Origin of the sequence: Lysobacter sp. M15, from assembly GCF_022662515.1 — a bacterium.
In the GTDB taxonomy this organism is placed as follows: domain Bacteria; phylum Pseudomonadota; class Gammaproteobacteria; order Xanthomonadales; family Xanthomonadaceae; genus JAKPBU01.
This window is the reverse complement of record NZ_JAKPBV010000012.1, coordinates 112,768-132,271: the sequence shown is the minus strand read 5'-3', so window position 1 is coordinate 132,271 and position 19,504 is coordinate 112,768. Positions and strand designations below refer to the sequence as shown.

Below are 19,504 nucleotides of genomic sequence, written 5' to 3'. Positions count from 1 at the left end.
CGGATCGACAGGCCCTAGGGGCCGGTCGCCTTGCGCACGGCGGCCAGGAACTCCGGGTCGGGCCGGCTTCCGACCTGCTCGGTGCGGGCGAGGATGCGGCCGTTGGCATCGAGCAGGACCAGCGCGCTGGTGTGGTTGAACTCGCCGTCGGCGAGCTGGCGGTAGCGGATGCCGAGCACGCCGGCGAGCGCGCGCACCTGGCCGGGCGGCGGCGATGCCAGCGTCCAGCGCGCGGTGTCGAGGCGGCGCTTGTCGACCACGGCCTGCAGCGCCTTGGGCGTGTCGTGCTCGGGATCCATGCTCAGCAACAGGATGCCCAGATTCCGCTGCTGCGCCGGAGTCAGGTGTTTTTCCATCGCCTTGCCCGACTCGACGATCAACGGGCAGATGTACTGGCAGGACGTGTAGAACATCGAGACCAGCTGCGGCTTGCCGCGGCGCGTCGACCAGTCGTAACTGCGCCCTGCCTGGTCGGTGAGCCTGAGCGGCAGCTGGTAGACCGAGTCGGCGGGCAGGGCGGCAGGCGCCGCCGGGAGTGCGACCTGGGACAGCGTCAGCGCGATGCCGGCGCACGCGGTCAGCAACACGGTTCGAAGATTCATGGCGCGCTCCTGGCGCAGCGGAAGCCGAGGTTGGCGGTCGCATGGCTGGCTTCCAGGGACGAGAGCATCGCCACCCGCATCAGGACGGCGTAGTTCTCGCGGTCGTCCATCGACAGCGCGCCGGCGCCGCAGAACTTCATGGTGTCCGGATCGCCCTGCTCGCGGTTGTCGCCGGAGACCAGCAGCGAGGAATAGTCGTCGGTCCATTCCCATACCAGGCCATGCAGGTCCTGCACGCCATAGGCATTGGGCGCCTGCAGTCCGGCGCGCGGCAGCGCGGTGTTCGACGGGCGCGAATACCAGGACAGGATGCGCGCGCGCCAGGCCGGGTCCTGGCGCGCGTCGGTGCGGGTTTCGTCCGCCGCGGCTGCGTATTCCCATTCCGACCACGTCGGCAGGCGCGCGTCGAGCGATTCGCAATAGGCATTGGCGGCGAACCAGCTCACCCACACCACCGGCTGTTGCGGCTGCGCCCTGGGGCCCAGTTCGACCGGGGACAGCCAGTGCGAGAGATAGCGCTGCTCGGCGAAGATCCCGGCGACGCGGTCGCGCCGCCATTGCGGATGCCTGCGCACGAAGGCGAGGAACTGCGCATTCGTCACCGGCCTGCGCATCAGCGCGAACGGCGCGACGCGCACGCCGTCCTTGGCATCCTCGTAGCTCAGTGCGGACTGGAACAGACCGCCTGGCATGCCCGCGTAACGCGAGGCCACGTCGCCGGCAAGGCCGGCGACGGGCAGCGCGATCAGCAGGGCAAGCCAGGCCGCACGCATGGCTAGTGGCCTTCGGACGCGTTGGCCGGCTTCTGCGCGCGGATCGCGGCGGCCTCTTCCTTGGTCACGCGGCCGCCCGGGTTGCCCCAGCTGTTGAGCACGTAGGTGGAGATGTTGGCCACTTCGTCGTCGGTGAGCTGGCTCATCGGCGGCATGTTGGAGTTGTAGTCCTTGCCGTTGACCGTCACCGGCCCGACCAGTCCGTGCAGGATCGCATTGGGCACGCGCTTGGGATCGGCGGCGATGTAGTCCGACTTGGCCAGCGGCGGGAATACGCCTTCCATGCCCTGGCCTTCCGGCTGGTGGCATGTGGAGCAGGTGCCGGCGAACAGCGCCTTGCCGGCGTCGATCTGCTCTTCCACGGTCAGCTCGCCGGTCTTTGCGGCCGCGGCGGCGGTCGCCACCGCCTCCATGTTCGGCTGCGCGCGATCGCCGATGTACACGGCATCGACCTCCTTGCCCGAGTAGATGGCCTTGTTCTCCGGGCCGTCGGCCTTGAGGATCGCAAGCGCGCCCTTGTTGAAGGCGCGGAAGATCGAGTGGTCGACCAGCACATAGCTGCCCGGGACCTCGAGGTGGAAGTCCATGATCGCTGCGCCGCCGGCGGGGATCAGGGTGGTCTGCACGTTCTCCTGGAAGCGCGTCCCGCCCTCGAACCAGACCTTGTCGAAGATCTCGCCGATCACGTGGAAGCTCGACACCAGGTTCGGTCCCCCGTTGCCCACGTACAGGCGCACCGTCTCGCCGACCTTGGCCTTGAGCGCCTTGTCGCCCGTCAGCGAGCCTTCCTGGCCGTTGAACAGCACGTAGGTCGGGTGCTCCTCGATCGCCTTCTCCATGTCGAAGGGCTGGTGGCCTTTCTCGCGGTACTTGCCCGTGGTGTAGAAGTCGCCCTGCATCACGTAGTACTCCTTGTCGACCGGCGGCATGCCTTCCGGCGGCTCGACCAGGATCAGACCGTACATGCCGTTGGCCACGTGCATGCCGACCGGCGCGGTCGCGCAGTGGTAGACGTACAGGCCGGCGTTGAGCGCCTTGAACGTGAAGCGGCTGACGTGGCCGGGCGCAGTGAAGCTGGATGCCGCGCCGCCGCCCGGGCCGGTAACGCCGTGCAGGTCGATGTTATGGGGCATCTTGCTGTCGGGCATGTTGCGCAGATGGAACACCACCGTGTCGCCCTGGCGTACGCGGATAAAACTGCCCGGCACCGTGCCGCCGAACGTCCAGAAGGTGTAGGTGACGCCCTCGGAAATCGCCATGTCCTTTTCGACCACATCGAGCTGGACGATGACCTTGGCCGGCGCCTTGCGGCCGGTTGCAGGTGGGACCATCGGCGGGCTGGTGACCACGGCCTTGATCTCCGGGCCCTGTGGCGGACCGAAATCGCCCTTTTGCGAGCCGCCGGAATCGGCAGCCGGCGATGTGGCTGCCGTGGCCGTCTCGCCCGGTTGACGGTCGCAACCGGCAAGGGCCAACGCAGCAAGTGCGGCGGCGAGGAACAACGAACGAGGATTCCCGATCACAGCTTTCATTGCCAACTCCCTTGCGTTCAGAACGGGACGGACATCCCCGCGGATTGCGCGCCCGCGACGAGTGGAGGAGTGCTGCCGGAGGTTCCGGCATGCACGGTGATCACGGCGGCCAGCACGGCCGCGAGCACGGCGGTGATGAGCAGGCGTTGGTGTGGAGTGACGGCTTTCATTGTGGGTTCCTGGCGCTGCAGCATGGACGGACTTTCAATGTCGCGCAGTCTGAGCCCCCGCAATCGCGACCGACGTGATCTGGGTCAACCGCATGCGAACGAGCCGGCCGGCGCGCCTGGCGGTTGATCCGCGTCAAGAGCAGCGGGGTTGCCCATGCCTGGATCCAACGGGCGGGCCCCAATGCGGGTACCGGTCAGGACGGCCGCCGCGCCCCACCTGCTTATGCGGACAACGGCGGCTCGCCGCTGCGCAGGCACGCGCGCAAATGCTGGAGCGCGCCGGACGGATCGACCCCACGCCCGCGCAGCCATGCCGGATCGAACAACGTGCCCTCGTAACGCTCCCCGCGGTCGCACAGCAGGCTGACGATGCTGCCATGCTCGCCGCGCGCCCGCATCGCGGCCGCGAGCTGCAGGCATGCGATCAGGTTGGTGCCGGACGATCCGCCGTAGCGGCGCCCGAACAGGTCTTCGAGCAGCCATGCCGCGGCGATCGAATGTTCGTCCGGCACCTCGACCACGGCGTCCACCACTTCGAACACGAATCCGGGTTCGACGCACGGCCGGCCGATGCCTTCGATCAGCGTGCACCCGGTTGCGGTTGCAGCGCGATCGCGCGTGCGCCAGCCGTTGGCGAAGCCGCTGCCGGTGGGGTCGGCTACGCACAGCCGCGTGCGCAGCCCGCGGTAGCGCAGGTAACGCCCGATCGTCGCCGACGTGCCGCCGGTGCCCGCTCCGCAGACGATCCATGCAGGTTCCGGGGCGGGCTCCTGCGCCATCTGCCCGACGATCGATTCGGCGATGTTGTTGTTGCCGCGCCAGTCGGTGGCGCGCTCGGCCAGGCCGAACTGGTCCAGGTGGCAGGCGCCGCGCGCGGCGTGCCACGCTGCGCGCGCGTGCACCTGGGCGGGATCGCCGACCAGATCGCAGGTGCCGCCCAGTGCTTCGACGTCCGCGATCTTGCGCGGTGCGGTACAGGCCGGCATCACCGCCACGAACGGCAGGCCGAGCAGGCGCGCGAACCAGGCTTCGGAGATGGCGGTGCTGCCGGAGGAGGCATCGACCACCCTCTGGCCTTCATGCAGCCGGCCGTTGCACAGCGCGTACAGGAACAGCGACCGCGCGAGACGATGCTTGAGGCTGCCGGTGGGATGCGAGGCTTCGTCCTTGAAGTAGAAGGCGATGCCGGGGAATCCGGGGAAGTCCAGCCGCAGCAGGTGGGTGTCGGCAGAGCGCGCGGCTTCCTGGCGCAACGTGGCCAGCGCCGCAAGCGTCCAGTCGCGCGCCGCATCGCCGCCGCGGATCGACGCATCGATCGCCGTTGCGCTCACGCCGCGCGCACCGCGGGTGCCAGTAACGCGCGTACGCGCGTCGCCAGGAACTCGAAATAGCGGTCGATGTAGCTGATGCCGTTCTCGCCATCGAGCAGGTACGGATTCATCAGCGTGTGGCGCAGGATCACCAGACGCTCTCCGTCGAACCCGCTGGAGTCGAGGCCGAGCGTGGTCGCGATGCGCGCCAGCTCATCCTCACCCATGGCCTCGGCGCGCAGGGTAGTGATCGAACCGAAGAACTCCTTCAGCTGCAGCGGTTGCCGTGGATCGCAGCGCAGCTCTTCGTGCAGCCGGCGCACGAAGGCGCTGGCGGCGCCCGCATCGCGATTGCCTGCCGGATTGAGCGCCAGGCACACCAGGTTGCTGTCCGGCGCGAAAGGGACGCAGGCGTGGGCCACGTCCGCGACTTCCGTGGCGAAGACCTGGGCGCGATCGGCGAAGGCCTCGGCCGCGAGCACCGTCTGCCGCGGCAACTGGCCGAAGTTCAGATGATCCAGAGGAAGCACCTGGTGCATGACATACACCGCGGCGGCTGCGGCGCCGGACTTGGAACCTTCCGGGATGAACTGGCCCAGGCGTCGGTAGCGCGCCATGTAATCGGGCGCCGCCGCGCCGTCGAACACGTAGTCGGCTTCCTCGGCCAGCAGTGCCATCGCGCGCTGGTCGCGACAAACGAACGCGCCGGCCCCGTAGGGCAAGTAGCCGAGCTTGTGCGGATCGACGGTGATCGAGTCGGTTGCGCCCAGTGCGGCGAAGGCGGCATGCACTTCGGGCTGCGGGAAACGGGCGAAGCCGGCGCCGACTTCGTCGCGCGTGCGCAGGCTGCCGTCCGGATTGCGGAACAGGGTCGCCAGATATCCGCCCCAGGCGGCGTCGACGTGCACGCCGAAGCCCAGGCCATGCGCCTGCATCGCCGCACGTGCGGCAACGACGCCATCGACCGGATCGACGGTGCCGTATTCGGTGGTGCCGAGCACGGCGACCGCCAGCAGCACGGGCTGGCGCTCGCGCAGGCAGCGTTCGAGCGCGTCGTGCAGTGCGTCGATATCCAGGCGCATGCCGCACTCGGGTAGCAGTTCCAGCTGCGCCCGTCCCAGGCCGAGCAGCTTCATGCCCTTGCTCCAGGAGTAGTGCGCGGTGACCGGGGCCAGCACCTTGGGGGCTTGCAGCCGGGGGCGGCGGGCGAAGAAGTCGACCAGGCCCAGATGCTCCAGGCGTTCGGCCTGCACGAGGGTCTGCCACAGTCTTCGCTCGCGCGGCGCGAGGGTGCCCAGCCATGCATGCCAGCGATCGAGCAATGCGATCGCGCCATCGCGGCCTAGATTGAACGCCGCCCAGTCGTCGTCCGGCAGTTCCAGTGGCACCCGCGCGGCGCGCAGTGCGACCGGAAACGCCTTCAACGCCAGCGCCAGCCGCAGCGCCTGGTAGTTCGCGAGCGTGCCGCCGGAGGTGAGGTGGCCGAAGGCGCAGTCCGGGCGGGTCGGGTCATCGACGTAGCCGAACATGCGTGCCAGTTGCAGCCCGGCCCGCACTTCCATCTCGACCGTGACGGGCGCGGCGTCCTCGCTGACGTTGTTCGGGTTGTACGGCAGGGTCAGCATCTGCGCCACCAGCCCCGGCAGCAGCAGGTCGGAGGCCATGTGCCCGATGTAGCGCGGGCTGTGGAACGGCACCGACTTCTTCAGCGCCGCCGACAGCGCATGCAGCTCCCGGCGCATGCGCGCCTCGAACGCCTGGTACGACGGATGCTGGGTGGCGCGGGTGGGGATCGCAGGCGGATCCTCGGGATGGAAGTTGCGCCGCCAGTAGACGTGGTCGCGCAGGAACTCGATCACCAGCTTTTCCAGCAGTGTGTCGTTCTCGCCGTAGGGGCCCAGGAAGCACGCATCGAGTGCGTGGCGGTCGAGTGGAACCTGGCCGGTGCTCATGTGCGTGGCTCCGTCGGAGCGCGCATGGCGGTTCCGGACGACGGTTGCGGACGATGCGTCCGAATGCCGCCATGCTCCGGCACCCGCCGCCCCGGAGCATTGATCTGAGTCAGATGCGCGCCTTGGGGCAGGAGCGCTGTGCGGCCGCGTGCTTGACCAGGATCAGGGCCGTGCCGCCTCGACGCGTGCACGGTAGGGCATCGAAACTGGAGGAGACGCGGCGATGTGCGCAATGCGGGCGGAAATGACCGAACTCGAGTGCTGCCCGCAGTGTGCGGGGCGCCTGCTCGAAGCCCTGGACGCGGCAGGCCTGGACAGCGGTGCCGGCTGTGCGGCCAGCACCGGGTCGACGGACGGATGCGGATGCGCGGAGGACTGCGCCTACGCTCAGCCGGACAGGCGCAGCAGGATCCCCATCGGGTGATGGGCGCGGGCGATGCTGTAGATCGTCCCGAACACCATGAGCGCCAGCACATAGCAAAGCGCACGCATGCGCCGGGTACGACCCCGCCGCAGCGCGAACACACCCAGCGCCACGTACACCACGATCAGGGTCACCTTCACCGTCAGCCAGCCGTTGGCGAACATCGCGCCGGGCAGGATGGTGAGCAGCATCAGCGCCGCCGTGAGCAGTGCGGTGTCGATGGCGTAGCTGAGCCACTTCACCGGCAATGCCATTGGCCAGCGTGCGCCGCCCAGCACAAACGCGCCGCGCAGGGAGAACAACGCGCCGCTGAGCAGCGCGACGATGATGTGGAACTGCTTGATCTGCGGATAGAACTCGATCATCCCGGCTTCCCGTCCAGGCGTGGCGAGAGATAGATCCGCCCGATGCGGATCAGCCACGGCGTCAGCGCCACCACCCAGCCGATCGCCGCGGCCGCCTGCCAGGCCATGCCGTCCGGCATCACTTCGGCGAACACCCGCATCACCGCCACCAGCTGGATCGCGACGAATGCGAACCACGCCGCCGCCGGCATGACCAGCTTGCGGCCGGAATGTCCCTGCGTGACCCGCGTGACCATCGCCACGAGGATGCTGCCGAAGAAGCCGACGAACAGCGCATGCGCCGGCGCGCGCCCGAGCAGGAACTCGCCCGTCAATTGATAGGCGATGCTCTGGAAGGCGTACAGCGCGAAGGCCAGCGGTAGCCAGGTCAGGCCCAGGAACAGCACGGTCAGGATGCCCGGCGCCGGTCCGCGCGGCCACCAGCGCCACAGCACGGTCAACAGCAGCACGAACAGTGGGACGTCGGCGACCCAGAGCCAGGTGTAGGCGTGCGCGATTTCGAGCACCAGATGCAGCAGGGCCAGTGTCCAGAACCCGGCGAGAAGCCACAATGGCCTCCATGCCACGTAGCCAGGCACCGCGCTACCGGCGAAGAACGGGAACATGCGGTGCGCGACGGTGAAGTACACCGGCAGCAGCAGCCCGAAGCTGCCGATCTTGATGGCCGCGAAGGCCCAGATCGGCGCAGCGCCCAGCACGAACGCGATCCAGGCGAGCAGCCCGAACAGGCCGAGCGCCAGCGCCGCGAAGCACGAGCGTGCGTGCCAGGTGGTGCCGGTTTCCCGCCACAGCAGCGGTGCGAGCGTCGCCAGCACGGCGATCCATCCGGCCAGGGTCAGCAGCAGCCCGACCGTGATGCCGGCCTCCCAACCCATCGCGCCCAGCAGCGTTGCCAGCTGCCCGCCGAACAGCCCCAGACCCACCGGCACGTAGCGCCAGCGCTCGAATTCGGGCAGGCCCATCCAGCGCGGAAAGACCGTCAGCAGGAAACCGAAGATGAAGCTCGCCAGCACCTGGTACTGCATCACGAACGCATGCAGCCAACCCGCATAGGGCTGCGGCTGCGGCATCTGGAACTGCGGCCACCGTACCGATACCAGCCAGGCCGCCCACCACAGCATCGCCAGCAGCACGTTGCTGGCGCCGACGAAGAACATCAGCCGGTGCGGTGCCTGCGCCAGCAGGCGCGGTGAGACCGAAGACGCCACCCGTCAGCCGCCGCAACCGCCGCAGCATTCCGACGGAAGCTGGATGAGATCGTGCGGCGCTGCGGGCATGCCGGCCCGCCGCAGGCTGCTGCGCAGCTCGGCTTCGGTTGCGGAGGTGGCGATGCGCACGGCCTGCCCGCGTGCGTCGATATCGACCAGTGCGGCCGGATCGAGCGTGGCCAGTTCGCGCGAGATCGCCGCGAGGTCCGGCGCCTCGCCGTGGATACGTAGGGTGAATTGCATGGTCTTTGGCCCGTGTGGGTGGGGAGCGGCCCGGCGGCGCCGGGCCGTCGTCAGGTTCAGCGTTCGATGCCTTCGGTCTGGCCTGCGAGCGCCGGATCGCGCCGGGGCGCCACCCACAGCCGCAGCATGAACCAGGCCAGCGCCAACGCGCCCACGCTGAACACGGTATCGCCCGGCACGCGCATCCAGATGAGCATGTCGACGATCGGCTTCTGCATGAATTCCGCCGAGCGCGCGTAGTAGTAGCCGTGCTCGATCGCGGCCAGCAGCTGCATCGTCCCCAGCGGCAGCAGGGTCAGCAGCGCCATCATCGCCAGGCCGATGTTGAACGACCAGAACGCTACCTTCAGCGCGCGGGTGTCCCACAGCATCTGTCCACGCAACCCGCGCATGCAGAACAGCACCAGCGCGATGCCGAGCATGCCGTACACGCCGAACAGCGCGGTATGGCCATGCAGCGGGGTCAGGTTCAGGCCCTGCATGAAGTACAGCGACAGCGGCGGATTGATCAGGAAGCCGAACAGGCCCGCGCCGACCAGGTTCCAGAACGACACCGAGATGAAGAACAGGATCGGCCAGCGGTAGCGCACCATCCAGGGCGTGGCCTTGCCCAGCTTGTAGGTGTGATAGGCCTCGAAGCCGATATAGGCCAGCGGTACCACCTCCAGCGCGCTGAAGCTCGCGCCCAGCGCCACCACCGCGGTCGGTGTGCCGACGAAATACAGGTGGTGCAGCGTACCCAGCACGCCGCCGGCCATGAACACGATCGTGGCGAACAGCACCGCGACCGAGGCCGTCTTGGTTTCGATCAGCCCCAGGCGGGTGAAGATCAATGCCATCACCGCGGTTGCGAACACCTCGAAGAAGCCCTCCACCCACAGATGCACCAGCCACCAGCGCCAGTACTCGACCTCGGAGATGTGGGTGTGCTCGCCCCACATCAGCGCCGCGGCGAAGAACAGGCCGATGCACACCGTGGACAGGAACAGCAGGCCGACGATCGTCTTGGTATCGGTCTGCGGACCGCGCAGAACCGGCCACAGCGCGCGGCCGACCAGGGTCAGCCACAGCAACAAACCGATGAACAGGAACCATTGCCAGAACCGACCCATGTCGGCGTATTCCCAGCCCTGGTGCCCGAACCAGAAGTTGTGTTCCAGGCCGAGCTTCTGCATCACCGCCAGCCACTGTCCGGCGAACGAGCCGACCACGATCACCAGCAGGCAGACCCACAGGAAATTGACGCCGAGTCGCTGGAACTTCGGTTCGTGCCCGGACATGGCCGGTGCGATGTACAGGCCCGTGCCCAGCCATGCCACCGCGATCCACAGCACCGCCAGCTGGGTATGCCAGGTGCGCGTGATCGAGTAGGGCAGCACGTCGGAGAGCATGAAGCCGTAGGCCTTCTGGCCTTCGACCTGGTAGTGCGCGGTGATCGCGCCCAGCAGGATCTGCACCAGGAACAGCGCCAGCACCACCCAGAAGTATTTCGCAGTGGCGCGCATCGACGGCGTCACCCGCAGGGTGGCCATCGGGTCGCTCGCCGGGATCTGGTGCGGTGGCTCGCCGGCGGCATGCGCACGCGCGTGATGCCAACCAAGCAGGGCGATGCCCGCGAGCAGGAACAGCACGCTGAAGGCCGACCACAGCCACAGCGGTGCCGGCGGCGTGTTGCCGATCAGCGGCTCGCTGGGCCAGTTGTTCGTGTAGGTCACCTGGTTGTCGGATTCGCCGGTCTTGTCCGGCACCAGTGCATCGCCCGCTTCGTGCGGGCGCTCGGTGCCGGCGGCCCATGCCGTCCACCAGAAGAAGCCGGTCAGCGCGCGCCGGTGGTCGGCGTCGGGAACGGTGTTGTTCTTCATCGCGTAGGCTTCGCGAAGCTCGGCGGTGGCCGGATCGTTGCCGAACAGGCTTTCGTAGTGCGCGGCCACGTTCGACAGCGCGGCGACGCGGTCCTGCGGCAGCGTGATCGTGCCGGTGTCCGCATCGTAGGTATTGGTCCGCATGACCTGCTTCAGGCGCCCGCGCAATGCGGCCTGCCGCTCCTCCGGCAGTTGCGCATAGGTCGGTGCGCCTTCGCTGCGCGCCCACAGGTCCAGCACGCCGACCGCCTCGCGATGCAGCCAGTCCGCGCTCCAGTCCGGGGCGACGTAGCCGCCGTGGCCCCAGATCGAGCCCAGCTGCATGCCGCCCATCGACTGCCAGACCTGGCGGCCGCGCTCGATGTCGGCACGGGTATAGACCAGCTGGCCGCTCTCGCTCACCACGCGTTCGGGCATGGGCGGCGCGGCGCGGAAGATCTCGCCTCCGGCCCACAGCAGCACCCCGAACGAGATGACGAGCAAGGCCCCCAAGCCAAGCCAAAGCTTCCTGGTATTGCTCATGTCGGTACTCCTATTGCGTCCTGCGTATGGTCGGTCCGCGTGTAGACGGGTGCCTTGACGCAAATCAAGCGTGCCTCGACCGTGCATCGAGCCGTGTAAAACGGCCGTGTCGAGGAAGGCGGCTGCGGGTCAATCGTGCGGATCGGTGACGCACGTCAAGTACGCATGCCGTCGTAGTAGGTCAGTCGCGCAGGTCAGTCTCGTAGAACCGGCCCCGCCAGCGCCTCGAGCTGCTCGCGCTGCAGGATCTGCAGCTCGCGCCGGTCCACCTGCAGCAGTCCGTCTTCCTGGAGTCGGCGCAACACGCGGCTGACCGTTTCCGGTGCCAGACGCAGGTAATTGGCGATGTCGGTGCGCGCCATCGTCAGCTGGAAGCGGTTGGGAGAGAAGCCGCGTGCCGACAGCCTGCGCGACAGCCCGATCAGGAAGGCGGCCATGCGCTGGTCGGCGGACCAGTCGCCCGCCAGCAGCGCTGCGCGGCCGATGTCGCGGCTCAACAGGCGGAACAGCTGTCGCTGCAGGCCGGGCAGGCGTGTCGCCAGCACCGCGATCTTCGGGAACGAGAAGCGGCACAGCATCACCGTGTCGAGCGCGATCGCATTGCACGGATAGTGCTCGCCATCGATCGCATTCAGGCCGATCACCTCGCCCGGCAAATGGAAGCCGAGCACGTGTTCGCGCCCGTCGCGATCGATCACATAGGTCTTCACTGTGCCCGCGCGCACCGCGGCGATCGCTTCGAACGGATCACCTTCACGGAAGATGTGTTCGCCCGCATGGAACGGACCCACGTGTTCGACCAGCACATGCAGGTCCATCAGCGATCGCTTGTCCATGCCTTCGGCCAGGCATGCCTGCGAGAACGCGCAGGTGGAACAGAAGTGCAGGGCGTCGCCGTCGTCGGCCAGCGTGCGCGAGTCGTTCCGCGGGAACGCCGCGTCGTTCAAGCAACGCTCCTGGGTCGGCTCAGATCGCGCGCGAGAAGCGCGGCGAGGCGACAGGGGCTGCAGGCTGGTCCAGGTATCGGTCGAAGCACATGGCGATGTTACGCAACAGCAGCCGTCCGCGCGACGTGACCGCGATCCGGTCGGGCTCCAGCCGTACCAGGCCGTCCTCGGCCAGGGGCTGCAGCTTGGCGATGGCATCGGCGAAGTAGTCGTCGAAGTCGATGGCGTAGCGCCGTTCCAGCGCACGCACCGGCACCTCGCCCTGGCACATCAGCGCCTGGATCAGGTCGGCGCGCAGCTGGTCGTCCTCGTCCAGGCGCATGCCGCGGAACACCGGCAGCCGGCCTTCGTCGAGCGCGATCTGCCAGCTCGGCAGGTCGCGCGGGTTCTGGCTGAAGCTGTCGCCGATATGACTGATCGCACTCACGCCGAGCCCGATCAGGTCGCTGTCGGCGTGGGTGGTGTAGCCCATGAAGTTGCGGTGCAGGCCACCGCGCGCCTGGGCGGTGGCCAGATCGTCGTCGGGCAGGGCGAAATGATCCATGCCGATGTAGACATAGCCGGCCGTGGTCAGTTTCGTGATCGCCAGCTGCAGCAGCCCCAGCTTGGTTTCGGCATCCGGCAGGTCTTCGGCCACGATCTGTCGCTGCGGCTTGAACAGCTGCGGCAGGTGCGCGTAGCTGTACACCGCGATCCGGTCCGGACGCATGTCGGTGACGATGTCCAGCGTGCGCGCAAAGCCCTCGTGGTTCTGCTTGGGCAGGCCGTAGATCAGGTCCACGTTGACCGAGCGGAAGCCGTTGGCGCGGCAGGCATCCACCACCGCCCGGGTTTCCTCCACGCTCTGGATGCGGTTGACCGCCGCCTGCACGTCCGGGTCGAAATCCTGCACGCCGAAGCTGGCGCGGTTGAAGCCGATGTCGGCCAGCACCGCGATGTCCTCGGGCGAGACGAAGCGCGGGTCCAGCTCGATCGAGATATCGCGTTCGCGCGCGCTGGAGAAGTGGAAATGGCTGCGCAGGGTGTCCACGACCTCGCGCAGTTGCTGCGGGGTGAGGAAGTTGGGCGTGCCGCCGCCGAAATGCAGCTGGATCACTTCCCGATCGCGGTCGAACAGTTGCGCGGTCAGCGCGATCTCGCGGTAGAGCCGGGCCAGATACGCTTCGCCCCGGGCCTTGTCGCGGGTGATGATGCGGTTGCAGCCGCAGTAGAAGCAGGGGCTGGCGCAGAACGGGACGTGCACGTACAGCGACAGCCGGCGCGGGATGGGATCGCCGTTGCTCGCGGTGGCAGCCTCGCGCAGCGCGGCCTCGCCGAAGCCGGCGTGGAACTGCGGCGCCGTGGGGTAGGAGGTGTAGCGCGGACCCGGCCGGTCGTAACGGCGCAGCAGGTCGGGATCGAGGCCGGTGGTGTCGGTTGCCATGGACCGCACGGTAGGGCGTGTTCCCGGGTCGCGCCTTGACTGGCGTCAAATGCGCCGGTGCCCGAGCAGGCGTCGTGTCCGCAGCCGGGACGCGTGGCGGCCGGGAGGCGCGTATCGAGAACGAGCGGGCCCGGCGGCGGCCACCCTGATCGGAAACTGCGGCCTTGAGGCACAAAGAACCCCGCAAGTCCGCGGGGTCAGGTCGCCTGGCAGTGGTGGCTATGGGTGGACTCGAACCACCGACCCCAGCATTATGAGTGCTGTGCTCTAACCGGCTGAGCTACATAGCCGTGGGCTGCGGAAGGCTCCGGCCTTCGGCGAGCCGCGCATTCTGCGCTGGGCCTCCGGCTGCGTCAATCGACGGGGTAATGGCTTGTCCCCCCGCGCCGGCCGTGGCAGAGTCGGACACAGTAGATTTCGGAGTCCGCATCGTGATCGATCCGGACGGTTACCGACCCAATGTCGGCATCGTGTTGATGCACCCGGATGGTCGGGTGTTCTGGGCCAGGCGCGTGCGTCGCGACGGTTGGCAGTTCCCGCAGGGCGGGATGAATACCGACGAGACCCCGCTGGAGGCCATGTACCGCGAGCTGCGCGAGGAAACCGGGCTACTCCCGGACCACGTGGCCGTGCTCGGCGTCACCCCCGGCTGGCTGCGCTACCGCCTGCCGCAACGGGCGATCCGGCGCCACGAGAAGCTGCTGTGCATCGGCCAGAAGCAGGTCTGGTTCCTGTTGCAGTTCACCGGCCAGGAGCGCGACCTGCGCCTGGACCTGACCGAGAAGCCGGAGTTCGACCACTGGCGCTGGGTCGATTTCTGGTACCCGCTCGAGCACGTGGTCACGTTCAAGCGCGGGGTCTACATGAGCGCGCTGCGGCATCTGGCGCCGTTCGCCCGCCAGGTGGCCGGCGGCCAGGCGATCCCGCCACTGGGCCCGGAACGCCGTGGCGTGGACCCGCGTCGATGGCGCGCGCATGGACGGCCGCGCCCGAGCGGGCGCCCGGGGGGCCGGTCCGGGCCGAACCAGTCCGACTCCAATCAGGGCTGAGCCGGTCTTCGGGTACCGGCGCCGGACCGGCATTCAGGCGGGTGATTGACAATCATTCTCATTCACGGCGACACTAGGCGAGTTCCCTACCGGCCTGCCACCACCGTGTACGTCTGCCTCTGCCACGGCGTCACCGAACGCCAGATCCGCGAAGTCGCCGAAGCCGGCTGCCACAGCGTGTCCGAGCTGACCATGCGCACCGGCGTGGGGGCGAACTGCGGCAGTTGCCTGGATACGGCGAGCGAAGTGCTCGCGCAGGTCCACGGCGCCAGGACCGTGCCGCTGCCCCTGCCGGTGCTCTCGCACGCAGCCTGACCGCCGGCTGCGCCGGTGGCCATTGAATCCGCCTGCACGCGAATGCATTCGATTCGCGTTTCGCCATTGCGCGCGCGCACTCGCTAGAGTCGCGCCATCGGCCGCAACGGAACCGCGCACATGAAAGGCGATGCAGGCGTCATCCAGCACCTCAACAAGGCGCTCTACAACGAGCTGACCGCGATCAACCAGTATTTCCTGCACGCCAAGATGCTCAAGAACTGGGGGCTGAAGGAACTGGCCGAGCACGAGTACAAGGAATCGATCGACGAGATGAAGCATGCCGACAAGCTCGCCGAGCGGATCCTGTTTCTCGATGGCCTGCCGAATTTCCAGGCGCTGGGCAAACTCCGGATCGGCGAAGGCCCGCGCGAGCTGCTCGAATGCGACCTGGCGCTGGAGCTGGAAGCGGTGCCCGACCTGAAGGCTGCGATCGCGTACTGCGAAGGCGTCGGCGATTACGTCAGTCGCGAACTGTTCGCCGACATCCTCGAATCCGAGGAAGAGCACATCGACTGGATCGAGACCCAGCTCGGCCTGATCGCCCGCCTGGGCGAGCAGAACTACCTGCAGACCAAGCTCGAGGACTGAGCGCCAGGTCGTTACGCGAATGCGCTGTGCAGGTATGCGCGCAGCGCATCGCGCGCGCGCTCGAATTCGCCCGCCAGCAGGGTCACCGCGACAGCCGGCCGGTCCAGCGCCTCGGCGCGCGCGCCCAGTTCGATCCGTTTCGCGGCGGCCGACAGGCTCATCGCGCCCAGATTGGCGCTGGATGACTTGAGCGAATGCGCAGCCTGATAAAGCAGGGGGTAATCCGGCCGTGTCGCCGCGGTTTCCAGGTCTGCGATGAGCTGCGGGGCATCGTCCAGGAACACATCGATCAACGCCCGCACGTCGCTGCCGAGCACTTCGCGTAGTTCGTCGAGCACCGCAACATCCAGTGCCGCATCCGCTGGGTTGTCCGAACCGGGCGTTGGCATCGCGGAAGCCTCCGGGGAGGATGTGGGCGCCATCACGGGAGGCTCCAGGGAGGCTGCGGGTGAGATCGGCGTGGGCGCGGGTGGCATCGCGGCCATCAGCCCCTGGGCGCCTGCGCCGCGGACGTGCGTGCTCGCCGGGCCGGCGTTGGCGTCATTGGCGGGCGCGGACCGCGGGGTGCACCAGCGGTGCAGGCAACGCTCGAGTTCGGCCCGGGTGACCGGTTTGGCGAGGTAGTCGTCCATCCCGGCATCGAGGCACTTCTGACGGTCGCCGGCCATCGCGTTCGCGGTCATGGCCACGATCGGCAGACGCCGCGCAGGCCCGCCGGCGGCTTCGTTCTCCCGCCACTGCCGGGTCGCGGCGTAGCCGTCGAGCACCGGCATCTGGCAGTCCATCAGCACCAGGTCGTAACGCGAGGCGGACATCCGCATGAGCGCGGCTTCGCCGTTGCCGGCGGTGTCGCAGTTCACACCGAGCACGCCCAACAGGCGCTGTCCGACCATCAGGTTGACCGGATTGTCCTCCACCAGCAGCACCCGCGCGTTGCGGATCGATGCAGCGGCATCGCCGGTACGTTGCGGCACGGCAATGTGTTCGCTCGCGCCGGCGACAGGGCGCGCCAACAGCGCCTGGCGCAGGTCCGGATCGGGTGCCTGGCGGCTGAGCAGGGTGGTGTTGCGCCGCAGTTCCTCCGGCACATCGTCGTCGCCGTACAGGCACACTAGGCGCACGTTGCCAAAAACTGCCTGCCGTTCGAGGTTGCGGCGTAGCGAAAGCGCGGTGCTGCGCATGCCCGTCAAATCGGCCAGGACCACGGTGTAAGACCACGGACTGCCCTTGCTGGCCCCGGTACGCAGGCGGTCCAGCGCTTCCTGGGTGGTTTCCACCATGCTCACGCGGAAGCCCCAGTTGGGCAGCAGCATGCCCAGGCGCGAGCGCAGGCGCGCATCGTTGCTGATCAGCATCAGGCGCTCGCCGGCGCTGGCGGCGTCCGGCGCCGTGATGTCGCCGTGCACCTTGAGCACCGGGACCTCGAACCAGAACGTCGAGCCGTGCCGCGGCTCGGACTCGACTCCGATCCGCCCGTCCATCAGTTCCACGATGCGCTTGCAGATCGCCAGCCCCAGGCCGGTGCCGCCGTACAGGCGCGTGGTCGAGGCGTCCGCCTGGCTGAAGGCCTGGAACAGGCGCGCCTGCGCGGCCGGCTCGATCCCGATGCCGGTATCGCGCACCTCGAAGCGCAGCCGGTGCTGCGCCGCGGTCTCGCTCAGCTTGCGCACCGCCACCGTGACCGTGCCGCGCTCGGTGAACTTGATCGCGTTGCCGACCAGATTGGCGAGCACCTGGCGCAGCCGCACCGGATCGGCGCGCACCGGCAGGCGCACGTTCGAATCGATCTGCAGGTGCAGGCGCAGGCCCTTGGCCTCGGCCGGACGCTCCATCATCTCCAGCACGGTGTCGAGCAGTTCGCGCAGGTTGAAGGCGGTGCTCTCCAGTACCAGGCGTTCGGCTTCCAGCTTGGAGTAGTCCAGGATGTCGTCGACGATCCGCAGCAGCTGCTGCGAGGACGCGAAGGCGGTGCGCACCAGTTCCTTGTGGTCGGGCGCGAGCTGGGCGTGCAGCAGCAGGTCGAGCATCGGCAGCACGCCGTTGAGCGGGGTGCGGATTTCGTGGCTCATGGTGGCTAGGAATTCGCCTTTCGCCATCGCCGCGGCTTCGGCCACCTGCTTGGCCTGCAGCAGCTGGTTCTCCAGCTCGGTATGCCGGTCGATCTCGCGCTGCAGCGCGGACACGGTGGCTTCGCCATGCCGCGCGCGCGTCACGCTATCGCGTTCGCGCCGTTGCAACACCGCCAGATAGGCGGCCAGGCACAGCAGGGTGCCGCCGGCCAGCCACAGCGCCGCCTGCTGCCAGGGCCCCGCGGGGCCGCTGTGTTCGAGCAGGAGTGCCGCGCCCACGCCGCAGGCCGCGGCGAAGGCGAGCCAGGGTTGCCAGCCCGGCCGTGCGACGGGCGCCGGCGTGCGTGGCATCGATGGCGCGCTCGTGCGTGGCGACGTCATCGACGTCGCATCCGCATTGCGCTTCGCGTTTCCGGGTGTCTCCACATGATCGTCCCCCACGATCATCATCGGCCCGGACCCCACCGCTACAACACCGAATGGTGGAAGTCGAAGTCGAGATCCTTGCCTGCGCCTTGTACCAGATTGCCCTGGATGTAGTCGATGCCGCTCATCCACAGGGTGGCCGCCGCGGACGGGCTTTCGACCCGCGAGCCGATCACGCGCAGGCCCGCGGCATGTGCGGCGGCGACCAGGGCGTGCAATTCGCTGGGCAGGGCCGGATCGGCATCGAGCTGCGAATAGCGCGGCGCCAGCCGGACATAGGCCAGCGGCAGGCGTTGCAGCAGCGCCGCGGCTTCGTCGCCATGCACGTAATGGCCCAGGCAGAAGCGCACGCCGTGCGGCGCGAGGTGCTCGCAGAATTCGGCCACCGCCAGCGCATGCACCAGCGCATCGTCCAGGCGCAGGTCGATGATCAGCGCGCCCGGGTCGACGCCACGGTCGCTCAATGCCTGGCGCAGCCATTCGCCATGCGGATCCTCGGCGATCGCCTGCGGGGATTGCGACACGAACAGGCATTTGGGCCCGTCGGGCCGCGCGAGCAGCGCGAGCGCGTGTTCGATCACCCAGCGATCGACTGCGCCCAGCAGCTCCGCCGCCTCGGCGCGGGCGATGATCTGGCCCGCGGTGAGCATCTCGCCGTGGTCGTCGCGCAGACGCAGCAGGACCTGGAACTGCGCCTCGTCTCCGCCGGCCACCGCAGCGATCGGCTGGAAGGCCAGTTCGAACCGGTCGTGTTCCAGCGCATCGCGCAGCGCCGAGGCGTGTCCGGGTTCGACGATCACCCCCTCGCGCGGCTGGAAGCCGGCGATGCCGGCAGCTTCGCTGCGTGCACGGCGCAGGGCCTGCTCCAGCGCGTCGATCGGATCGTCGCCCGAATCGGCCTGGGCCACGTAGCCGACCGCGGCGCGCAGGCGCAGCGGCAGGCCTTCATGCTCGATCGGTTGCGACAGGCCGTCGCGGATCCGTCGCGCGAACCCGGCCAGCGCGTCCTGGCCCCCCTCATCGCTCAGGACCAGAAAGCTGGCGTCGTTCAGGCGTGCGGCCTCGGGCGCCAGTGCGGCCAGCAGCTTGCCCGCTGCGCGCAGCGCGTTCTCGCTGCCGGTATAGCCCAGGCGCTGCTGCAGCGCGGCCAGGTGCTGCACTTCCACCAGCAGGGCGCCGGGCGCCTGCGCAAGTCGCGGCAGGATCCGGTCGCGGCGCGACAGTCCGGTCAACGGATCGCGGCCGTCGCCCTTGGTGGGGCGTGCGGCCCGCGCACGCTTGACCCGGTTCAGTACGGCGGAGATCAAATGGCGCGGACGGATCGGCTTGCTCAGGAAATCGTCGGCGCCGCAATCGAGCGCGCGGAATTCGGTTTCCGGGTCCGGATCGCCGGTCAGGAACACGATCGGAAGGTGCGCATGCTCCGGTTGGCCGCGAATGGCCGCGGTCAGCTGGGTGCCGTTGGAATCCGGAAGGTGCAGATCCATCAGCACCAGGTCCGGTGCGAAGGCGTCGAGGGCCGGAATCAGCTCATCGGCTTTGGCCACCCACAAGGTGCGTATGCCCGCACCGTGCAGCACGCTCTCGGCGAACAGCGCCTGGCTACGGTCGTCCTCGACGATGAGCACGCGGTAGGGATCTTCGGCATCGGGGCCACCCGGCTCGATCGCTGCGCCGGACGTGTACTCCTCCACCGTCATCCCATTCCCCTGTCCGCGTTC

Annotated in this window: 16 protein-coding genes, 1 tRNA gene and 1 pseudogene; 3 read left to right on the top strand and 15 right to left on the bottom strand. The window is 68.4% G+C overall.

Translation table 11 applies throughout. The features are described from left to right. Window positions 1-14: 14 nt before the first annotated feature. The 13 genes from MC380_RS12220 to MC380_RS12160 form a co-directional block, all read right to left on the bottom strand. Window positions 15-602: an SCO family protein gene (locus MC380_RS12220; RefSeq protein WP_242165076.1), complete on the bottom strand. Its 588-nt coding sequence runs from the start codon at window positions 600-602 to the stop codon at window positions 15-17. Beyond that, window positions 599-1,375: a formylglycine-generating enzyme family protein gene (locus tag MC380_RS12215; RefSeq protein WP_242165074.1), complete on the bottom strand. Its 777-nt coding sequence runs from the start codon at window positions 1,373-1,375 to the stop codon at window positions 599-601. Before MC380_RS12215 ends, MC380_RS12220 begins: the two co-directional genes overlap by 4 nt. Before the next feature lie 2 nt (window positions 1,376-1,377). Further along, window positions 1,378-2,907 carry a copper-containing nitrite reductase gene (gene nirK / locus MC380_RS12210; RefSeq protein ID WP_242165072.1) on the bottom strand — a complete coding sequence of 510 codons (1,530 nt, stop codon included), beginning with the start codon at window positions 2,905-2,907 and terminating at the stop codon, window positions 1,378-1,380. A 17-nt stretch (window positions 2,908-2,924) separates the two neighbouring features. Further along, window positions 2,925-3,077 carry a hypothetical protein gene (locus MC380_RS12205; protein ID WP_242101636.1) on the bottom strand — a complete coding sequence of 51 codons (153 nt, stop codon included), beginning with the start codon at window positions 3,075-3,077 and terminating at the stop codon, window positions 2,925-2,927. A 221-nt stretch (window positions 3,078-3,298) separates the two neighbouring features. Continuing rightward, window positions 3,299-4,339 (bottom strand): PLP-dependent cysteine synthase family protein, encoded by a 1,041-nt coding sequence (locus tag MC380_RS12200; RefSeq protein WP_242165355.1) that lies wholly within the window; start codon window positions 4,337-4,339, stop codon window positions 3,299-3,301. Between the two features lie 65 nt (window positions 4,340-4,404). After that, window positions 4,405-6,339 (bottom strand): pyridoxal-dependent decarboxylase, encoded by a 1,935-nt coding sequence (locus tag MC380_RS12195; RefSeq protein WP_242165070.1) that lies wholly within the window; start codon window positions 6,337-6,339, stop codon window positions 4,405-4,407. 387 nt (window positions 6,340-6,726) lie between these two features. Beyond that, window positions 6,727-7,128 (bottom strand): SirB2 family protein, encoded by a 402-nt coding sequence (locus tag MC380_RS12190; RefSeq protein WP_242165068.1) that lies wholly within the window; start codon window positions 7,126-7,128, stop codon window positions 6,727-6,729. Then, on the bottom strand, window positions 7,125-8,336 hold the full coding sequence (locus MC380_RS12185) for an NnrS family protein (RefSeq protein WP_242165066.1): 1,212 nt from the start codon (window positions 8,334-8,336) through the stop codon (window positions 7,125-7,127). Before MC380_RS12185 ends, MC380_RS12190 begins: the two co-directional genes overlap by 4 nt. 3 nt (window positions 8,337-8,339) lie before the next feature. After that, entirely contained in the window at window positions 8,340-8,579 is a 240-nt protein-coding gene (locus MC380_RS12180; protein ID WP_242165064.1) for a hypothetical protein, read from the bottom strand. Between the two features lie 56 nt (window positions 8,580-8,635). Further along, window positions 8,636-10,963, bottom strand: a complete 2,328-nt coding sequence (locus MC380_RS12175; RefSeq protein WP_242165062.1) for a nitric-oxide reductase large subunit — start codon at window positions 10,961-10,963, stop codon at window positions 8,636-8,638. A gap of 194 nt (window positions 10,964-11,157) precedes the next feature. Continuing rightward, window positions 11,158-11,910 carry a helix-turn-helix domain-containing protein gene (locus tag MC380_RS12170; RefSeq protein ID WP_242101630.1) on the bottom strand — a complete coding sequence of 251 codons (753 nt, stop codon included), beginning with the start codon at window positions 11,908-11,910 and terminating at the stop codon, window positions 11,158-11,160. Between the two features lie 19 nt (window positions 11,911-11,929). Continuing rightward, entirely contained in the window at window positions 11,930-13,333 is a 1,404-nt protein-coding gene (gene hemN, locus MC380_RS12165) for an oxygen-independent coproporphyrinogen III oxidase (protein WP_242165059.1), read from the bottom strand. 213 nt (window positions 13,334-13,546) lie between these two features. Then, window positions 13,547-13,623: transfer RNA gene (locus MC380_RS12160), tRNA-Met, on the bottom strand. Window positions 13,624-13,764: 141 nt separating this feature from the next. On the opposite strand from MC380_RS12160, the pseudogene MC380_RS12155 reads away from it, so the two are divergent. The 3 genes and pseudogenes from MC380_RS12155 to bfr all read left to right on the top strand — a co-directional run. Continuing rightward, window positions 13,765-14,277, top strand: a pseudogene (locus tag MC380_RS12155) (RNA pyrophosphohydrolase); the annotation flags it as partial. 210 nt (window positions 14,278-14,487) lie between these two features. Continuing rightward, window positions 14,488-14,697: a bacterioferritin-associated ferredoxin gene (locus MC380_RS12150; protein WP_242165058.1), complete on the top strand. Its 210-nt coding sequence runs from the start codon at window positions 14,488-14,490 to the stop codon at window positions 14,695-14,697. Window positions 14,698-14,817: 120 nt separating this feature from the next. Continuing rightward, window positions 14,818-15,288: a bacterioferritin gene (bfr, locus tag MC380_RS12145; RefSeq protein ID WP_242165056.1), complete on the top strand. Its 471-nt coding sequence runs from the start codon at window positions 14,818-14,820 to the stop codon at window positions 15,286-15,288. A gap of 11 nt (window positions 15,289-15,299) precedes the next feature. Here the strand turns inward: bfr and MC380_RS12140 are convergent, their stop codons facing one another. Both MC380_RS12140 and MC380_RS12135 read right to left on the bottom strand, forming a co-directional pair. Further along, complete coding sequence (locus tag MC380_RS12140) at window positions 15,300-17,708, bottom strand: hybrid sensor histidine kinase/response regulator (protein WP_242165054.1); 2,409 nt, start codon at window positions 17,706-17,708, stop codon at window positions 15,300-15,302. 116 nt (window positions 17,709-17,824) lie between these two features. Further along, entirely contained in the window at window positions 17,825-19,483 is a 1,659-nt protein-coding gene (locus MC380_RS12135; protein ID WP_242101626.1) for an EAL domain-containing protein, read from the bottom strand. Window positions 19,484-19,504: the final 21 nt, after the last annotated feature.

Bases quoted from the DNA above. Each gene is read 5' to 3' on its own strand.
- MC380_RS12135 (WP_242101626.1), bottom strand. From the start codon at position 19,483: ATGACGGTGGAGGAGTACACGTCCGGCGCAGCGATCGAGCCGGGTGGC.
- MC380_RS12205 (WP_242101636.1), bottom strand. From the start codon at position 3,077: ATGAAAGCCGTCACTCCACACCAACGCCTGCTCATCACCGCCGTGCTC.
- MC380_RS12140 (WP_242165054.1), bottom strand. From the start codon at position 17,708: ATGCCACGCACGCCGGCGCCCGTCGCACGGCCGGGCTGGCAACCCTGG.
- bfr (WP_242165056.1), top strand. From the start codon at position 14,818: ATGAAAGGCGATGCAGGCGTCATCCAGCACCTCAACAAGGCGCTCTAC.
- MC380_RS12190 (WP_242165068.1), bottom strand. From the start codon at position 7,128: ATGATCGAGTTCTATCCGCAGATCAAGCAGTTCCACATCATCGTCGCG.
- MC380_RS12180 (WP_242165064.1), bottom strand. From the start codon at position 8,579: ATGCAATTCACCCTACGTATCCACGGCGAGGCGCCGGACCTCGCGGCG.
- nirK (WP_242165072.1), bottom strand. From the start codon at position 2,907: ATGAAAGCTGTGATCGGGAATCCTCGTTCGTTGTTCCTCGCCGCCGCA.
- MC380_RS12215 (WP_242165074.1), bottom strand. From the start codon at position 1,375: ATGCGTGCGGCCTGGCTTGCCCTGCTGATCGCGCTGCCCGTCGCCGGC.
- MC380_RS12195 (WP_242165070.1), bottom strand. From the start codon at position 6,339: ATGAGCACCGGCCAGGTTCCACTCGACCGCCACGCACTCGATGCGTGC.
- hemN (WP_242165059.1), bottom strand. From the start codon at position 13,333: ATGGCAACCGACACCACCGGCCTCGATCCCGACCTGCTGCGCCGTTAC.
- MC380_RS12175 (WP_242165062.1), bottom strand. From the start codon at position 10,963: ATGAGCAATACCAGGAAGCTTTGGCTTGGCTTGGGGGCCTTGCTCGTC.
- MC380_RS12220 (WP_242165076.1), bottom strand. From the start codon at position 602: ATGAATCTTCGAACCGTGTTGCTGACCGCGTGCGCCGGCATCGCGCTG.